Source organism: Amnibacterium sp. (genome assembly GCF_025463795.1).
Taxonomy (GTDB): Bacteria; Actinomycetota; Actinomycetes; order Actinomycetales; family Microbacteriaceae; genus Amnibacterium.
The window spans coordinates 1-5,557 of the sequence record NZ_JAODBE010000188.1; the positions used below are offsets into that span (position 1 = coordinate 1).

At 74.6% G+C, this 5,557-nt stretch carries 5 protein-coding genes and 1 pseudogene; 4 read left to right on the forward strand and 2 right to left on the reverse strand.

Going from position 1 to position 5,557, the window contains the following annotated elements:
- From JWQ92_RS15775 to JWQ92_RS15790, 4 genes and pseudogenes are all read left to right on the forward strand, one after another.
- A pseudogene (locus JWQ92_RS15775) lies at nt 1-309 on the forward strand (hydroxymethylbilane synthase); the annotation flags it as partial.
- Complete coding sequence (locus JWQ92_RS15780; RefSeq protein WP_297345418.1) at nt 306-1,097, forward strand: uroporphyrinogen-III synthase; 792 nt, start codon at nt 306-308, stop codon at nt 1,095-1,097. The pseudogene JWQ92_RS15775 and the gene JWQ92_RS15780, both read left to right, overlap by 4 nt.
- Nucleotides 1,094-2,095 carry a porphobilinogen synthase gene (gene hemB / locus JWQ92_RS15785; protein WP_297345419.1) on the forward strand — a complete coding sequence of 334 codons (1,002 nt, stop codon included), beginning with the start codon at nt 1,094-1,096 and terminating at the stop codon, nt 2,093-2,095. The genes JWQ92_RS15780 and hemB overlap by 4 nt, the downstream gene beginning before the upstream one ends.
- On the forward strand, nt 2,077-3,486 hold the full coding sequence (locus JWQ92_RS15790) for a glutamate-1-semialdehyde 2,1-aminomutase (RefSeq protein ID WP_297345420.1): 1,410 nt from the start codon (nt 2,077-2,079) through the stop codon (nt 3,484-3,486). The genes hemB and JWQ92_RS15790 overlap by 19 nt, the downstream gene beginning before the upstream one ends.
- Nucleotides 3,487-3,553: 67 nt before the next feature.
- Here JWQ92_RS15790 and JWQ92_RS15795 read toward each other — a convergent pair whose 3' ends face one another.
- Nucleotides 3,554-4,783: a multidrug effflux MFS transporter gene (locus tag JWQ92_RS15795; RefSeq protein WP_297345421.1), complete on the reverse strand. Its 1,230-nt coding sequence runs from the start codon at nt 4,781-4,783 to the stop codon at nt 3,554-3,556.
- A 177-nt stretch (nt 4,784-4,960) separates the two neighbouring features.
- Nucleotides 4,961-5,557: zinc-binding dehydrogenase (locus JWQ92_RS15800; RefSeq protein ID WP_297345422.1), on the reverse strand; the 597-nt coding region annotated here is incomplete at its 5' end.

Consider the following 5,557-nt stretch of genomic DNA (forward strand, 5'->3'; position numbering starts at 1 on the left):
CGGGTCGTCGCGGCGCTCACCGACGCCGGAGCCCGGGACGCCGCGGCGGCCGAACGGCGGGTGCTCGGCCTGCTCGAGGCGGGCTGCGCCGCGCCCATCGGTGTCGCCAGCGAGGTCGGGGCCACCCACGCGGTGCTGTGGGCGAGCGTGCACCGACCCGGCGGCGGCGAGCGGCTCGACCGTCGCCGCGAGCTCGATTTCGACGCCGGCGATCGCGCAGTCGCGCTGGCCGTCGCTGCGAGCGATCTCGCCCAGGACCTGCTCGCCGCCGGTGCTGCCGACCTCGCCCCGCTCGGAGCCGCCTCGTGAGCGACCGCAAGCCGCTGCTCGGCTGGCGCGTGCTGGTGCCCCGCGGGGGCCCCTGGGGGCACGGCGTGGCCGCCGAGCTGCGCGCCCGCGGCGCCAATCCCGTGGTCGCCCCCTCCATCAACTTCGCCGGCACCGCCGACGAGGAGACGCTGAACCAGGCGCTCGCCCGCCTGCAGGCCGGGGAGTACCACTGGCTGACGGTCACGAGCGCGACCACCGTCGACGTGCTGTCCGCCCACCGGGTGGTGATCCCCGAGCACACGAAGATCGCCGCGGTCGGTGAGACGACCGCCGCTGCGCTCGGTGCGGCCGGCTACCAGGTCGACTTCGTGCCCCGCCACGACAACTCCGCGACTGGGCTGCTCGCGGAGTGGGGCGAGGCGTCGGGCGGCGCCGAGCCGCCGCTGCGGATCCTCGCGCTGCGCAGCGACATCGCGAAGCCCGTGCTCACCGACGGCCTGCGGGTGGCTGGCCACGACGTGGACTCCGTCGTCGCCTACCGCACGGTCGGTGTGCCGATCGCGCCGGAGACCGTCGCCCGCGTCTCCTCCGGCCAGTTCGACGCCATCCTCATCACCTCGGGGAGCGTCGCGAACCAGATCTCCGCGCAGATCGGGCTCGTCCCCTCGCGGACCGTCATCGCGTGCATCGGTCCGCGCACCGCCATCGACGCGGAGGCCGCCGGCCTGCGCGTCGACATCGTCGCCCGTGAGCGCAGCAGCGAGTCACTCATCGACACCCTCGAGGAGTTCGCCGTGCGCCGACCCATGCAGGGACCGCTTCCATGACCGCAACACCTTCTCGCGGCGCCGACCTGACCGTCCGCCCCCGCCGCCTCCGGCAGTCCGCCGCCGTGCGCCGCCTCGTCGCCGAGCACCGCCTCGACCCGGCGCAGCTCGTGCTGCCGATGTTCGTGCGCGAGGGCATCGATGAGCCCCGCCCGATGCAGTCCATGCCCGGCGTGCTGCACCACAGCGTCGACAGCCTGCGCCGCGCCGCGGCCGAGGCGGCGGAGGCGGGGATCGGGGGCGTGATGCTGTTCGGCGTCCCCGAGCACCGGGACGCGATCGGCTCCGGCGCCACCGACCCCGACGGTGTGCTCAACGTCGCGACCCGGGCGGTCGCCTCGGAGGTGGGCGACGCGATCGTCGTGCAGACGGACCTCTGCCTCGACGAGTTCACGGACCACGGCCACTGCGGTGTGCTCGCCGAGGACGGGTCCGTCGACAACGACGCCACCCTTCTCCGCTACCGCGACATGGCGCTGGCCCAGGCGGACGCGGGATCGCAGCTGCTCGGGCTCTCCGGGATGATGGACGGGCAGGTCGCCGCGGTACGGGACGCGCTCGACGCTGCCGGCCGCGCGGACGTGCTGCTGCTCGGGTACGCGGCGAAGTACGCCTCGGCGCTCTACGGTCCGTTCCGGGAGGCGGTCGAGTCGACCCTGCAGGGTGACCGCCGCACGTACCAGCTCGACCCCGCGAATCGGCGGGAGGGCCTGCGGGAGGCGGTGCTCGACGTCGACCAGGGCGCCGATCTCGTGATGGTGAAGCCCGCCTCGTTCTACCTCGACGTGCTCTCGGACGTCGCCCGCACCAGCCCGGTGCCGGTCTGGGCGTACCAGGTCTCGGGCGAGTACGCGATGATCGAGGCCGCCGGGCGGAACGGCTGGATCGACCGGGACCGGACGATCCTCGAGTCGCTGACGTCCATCCACCGGGCCGGCGCGGACGCGGTGCTCACCTACTGGGCGGTGGAGGTGGCCGGATGGCTGCGGAACCGATGAACCACAGCCCGCAGCTGTCCGACGACGCGGCCGCGGAAGGCGCGCCGGCCGGCCCGGTCGAGCCGTTCGACGGGAACGCGCGGCTGTTCGAGCGTGCGCAGCGGCGGATCCCCGGCGGCGTCAACTCCCCCGTGCGGGCCTACCGCTCCGTCGGCGGCGCCCCTCGCTTCGTGCGGCGTGCAGCCGGCCCCTACGTGTACGACGCGGAGGACCGCGAGTACGTCGACCTCGTCGCGAGCTGGGGTCCCGCCCTGCTGGGCCACGGCCACCCGGCCGCCGTCGACGCGGTCAAGGCCGCCGCCGATCGGGGGCTCTCCTTCGGTGCGCCGACCGAGGGCGAGATCGAGCTCGCGGAGCTCGTGCACGACCGGGTGCGGCGCGACGGCCGGACGCCCATCGAGCGGTTGCGCCTGGTCTCCACCGGCACCGAGGCCACCATGACCGCGGTCCGGCTGGCACGCGGCGCCACGGACCGGCCGCTCGTCGTGAAGTTCGCGGGGCACTACCACGGGCACTCCGACGGCTTGCTCGCGGACGCCGGCTCCGGCGTCGCCACCCTGGCCCTGCCCGCCTCCGCGGGCGTGCCCGCCGAGATCGCCGCGCTGACGCTCGTGCTGCCCTACAACGACGAAGCAGCCCTGCGGCTCGCCTTCGAGCGTCACCCCGGCCGCATCGCTGCGGTGATCACCGAGTCCGCGGCAGCGAACATGGGCGTCGTCGCGCCGCTGCCCGGGTTCAACCGTTTCATCGTCGACACCGCGCATGCGAACGGCGCGCTCGTGATCTTCGACGAGGTGCTGACGGGCTTCCGCGTCCACGCGGGCGGCTGGTGGGCCCTCGACCCGGACGGCGCGCTCGACGTCGACCTGCTCACCTACGGCAAGGTGATCGGCGGCGGCCTGCCGCTCGCCGCGCTCGGCGGACGGGCGTCGGTCATGGACCTGCTCGCCCCGCTCGGGCCGGTCTACCAGGCGGGCACGTTGTCGGGGAACCCGCTGGCGGTCGCCGCCGGCCTCGCGACCCTCCGTGCCGCCGACGACGAGGTGTACTCGCGCGTCGACGCGGCCTCCCAGCGGGTGCAGGCGGCCGTCACGAGCGCGTTGACGGAGGCGGGCGTGGCCCACTCCATCAGCCGGGCCGGAAACCTGTTCAGCATCGGGTTCGGCCTCACCGAGGCTCCCAGGGACTACGACGAGGTGCGGGCCCAGGAGGCGTGGCGGCACCCGGCCTTCTTCCACGCGATGCTCGACGCCGGCGTGAGCCTGCCGCCGTCGGTCTACGAGGCGTGGTTCCTCACGGCCGCGCACGACGACGCGGCGCTCTCCCGCATCGAGGAGGCCCTGCCGGCGGCTGCCCGCGCCGCCGCGGAGGCCACCTCGCCTCCCTCCTGACACGGGCCACGTCCTGCGGTCATGAGGGCTGAACAGCCGCAGACCGTGGCAACTCTCGAGGGAGGGGTCAGGAGCCGATCGGCGGGACCGTCCGGGGGCGGACGAGCAGCCAGAGCCCGGCGATCCCGATCGCGGCCGTCACCGCCATCACGAGTCCCATGGGTCGACCGGATGCGATGCCGAGCAGGCCGACGAGCGGCGACAGCAGGCCGGCGATCCCGAAGTTCACCGCCCCGAGCAGGCTGGCGGCGGTGCCCGCCTCGTCGCCGTGGTGGGCGAGGCCGAGCACCTGCACGCTCGGGAACCCGAAGCCGCAGGCCGCGATGAACAGCCAGAGCGGCACGAGCACCACGGGCAGCGGCGCGTCGGCGCTGCCGAGCAGCAGGATCGCGAGGCCGCTCGCCGCCTGCACCGCGGTCGTGACCGCGAGGATCCACTGGGGCCCGAACCGGCGCATGACCCGCGCGGCGGCCTGCGAGCCGCAGATCACCCCGACCGAGTTGGTCGCGAACAGCAGCCCGTACTGCTGGGGCGTGAACCGGTAGACCTCCTGGAAGAGGAACGACGACGTCGCGAGATAGGCGAACAGCCCGCTGAACTGCATAGCGCCGACGACGGCCGCCCCGACGAAGACGCGGTCCGTGAGCACCGCTCGATAGCGGGAGGCGACGGTCCGGGCGGCGTCGGGCCGGCCGGCCGCGTGCCGGGTCTCGCCGATGCCGACCGACGCGGCGGCAAGGCCGGCGACGCCGTAGAGCGCGAGCGAGACGAAGAGCCCGCGCCAGTCGAGCACCCGCAGCAGCTGCGACCCGATGAGGGGCGCCAGCACCGGAGCGGCGCCCGAGACGAGACCCATCCGGGCGAGCATCTTCACGAGCGGGCGGCCGCCGAACAGATCGCGGATCATCGCCTGCGCCACGACGCCGCCACCCGCTGCGCCGGCACCCTGCAGCACCCGGAGCACGCCGAGCACGGCCACGTTCGGCGCGACCGCGGCGAGCAGGCAGGCGGTCACGTGCACGATCGTGGTGACGAGCAGCGGCCAGCGCCGGCCGACCCGGTCGCTCCAGGGGCCGACGAGCAGCTGGCCGAGCGCGAAGCCCACGACGGTGCCGGAGAGCGTGAGCTGGATCGCGACGTCGGAGACGCCGAACGACGACCGCACCGATGGGAACGCCGGCAGGTAGAGGTCGATCGTGAACGGTCCGAGCGCGACCAGCACGCCGAGGATGAGGACGGTGGCGAGGCGCCTGCCTGGATGCAGGGCGTCCCCGGGATGGACGACCGCAGCGGTCATGGAACTCCCTGATGCACGACGGGGCGGACGGACGGACCGACGCGCCCTCGCGTCGTGGAGCCACCGCAGGCACCGCCGGTGCGGCGGGCGGGTGGTGCTTCAAGGCTAGGGGGTCGAGCCCCGCTCCACCCGCTCATTTGCAGCGAAGGGCAACGAATGCTCAGAGCCCTGACAGGGTCAGGCGCGGACGTCCACCACGATCCGCCCGCGCACCCGGCCCGCCAGCAGGTCCTCGGCCGCGGCCGGCACCCCTGCCAGGCCGATGACGCGCTCGGTCATCGTCTCCACCGCCCCAGGTGGGCACCGCTCGGCGAGCAGCGCCCATGCGGCGAGGCGCGTGTCGGCGGAGATCGCCACCGAGTCGACGCCGGCCAGGGTCACGCCGCGGAGGATGAACGGCAGCACGGTGCCCGGCAGCTCCGCGGAGGCCGCGAGCCCGCACGCCGTGACGACGCCGTCCGCCACCGTCTGCGCGATCGCGTTGACGAGCGGTGCGCCGCCGACGGAGTCGACGACCGCCGCCCACCGCTGGGACTGCAGGGGCTTCCCGGTCTCCGCGTCGAGCCGGGGCACGACGTCGCTCGCGCCGAGGCCGCGCAGGTGCGCCCCGAGCTGCTCCGGCCGCCCGGTCGACGCCACGACCTCGAAGCCGGATGCGGCGAGCAGCGCGACCGCGAAGCCGCCCACCCCGCCGCCCGCGCCCGTGACGAGCACCGGTCCCGAGGGCGGCGCGAGCCGCTGCAGCCGGAGCACCGACAGCGCCGCGGTCACGCC

Bases quoted from the DNA above. Each gene is read 5' to 3' on its own strand.
- JWQ92_RS15790 (WP_297345420.1), top strand. From the start codon at position 2,077: ATGGCTGCGGAACCGATGAACCACAGCCCGCAGCTGTCCGACGACGCG.
- hemB (WP_297345419.1), top strand. From the start codon at position 1,094: ATGACCGCAACACCTTCTCGCGGCGCCGACCTGACCGTCCGCCCCCGC.
- JWQ92_RS15795 (WP_297345421.1), bottom strand. From the start codon at position 4,783: ATGACCGCTGCGGTCGTCCATCCCGGGGACGCCCTGCATCCAGGCAGG.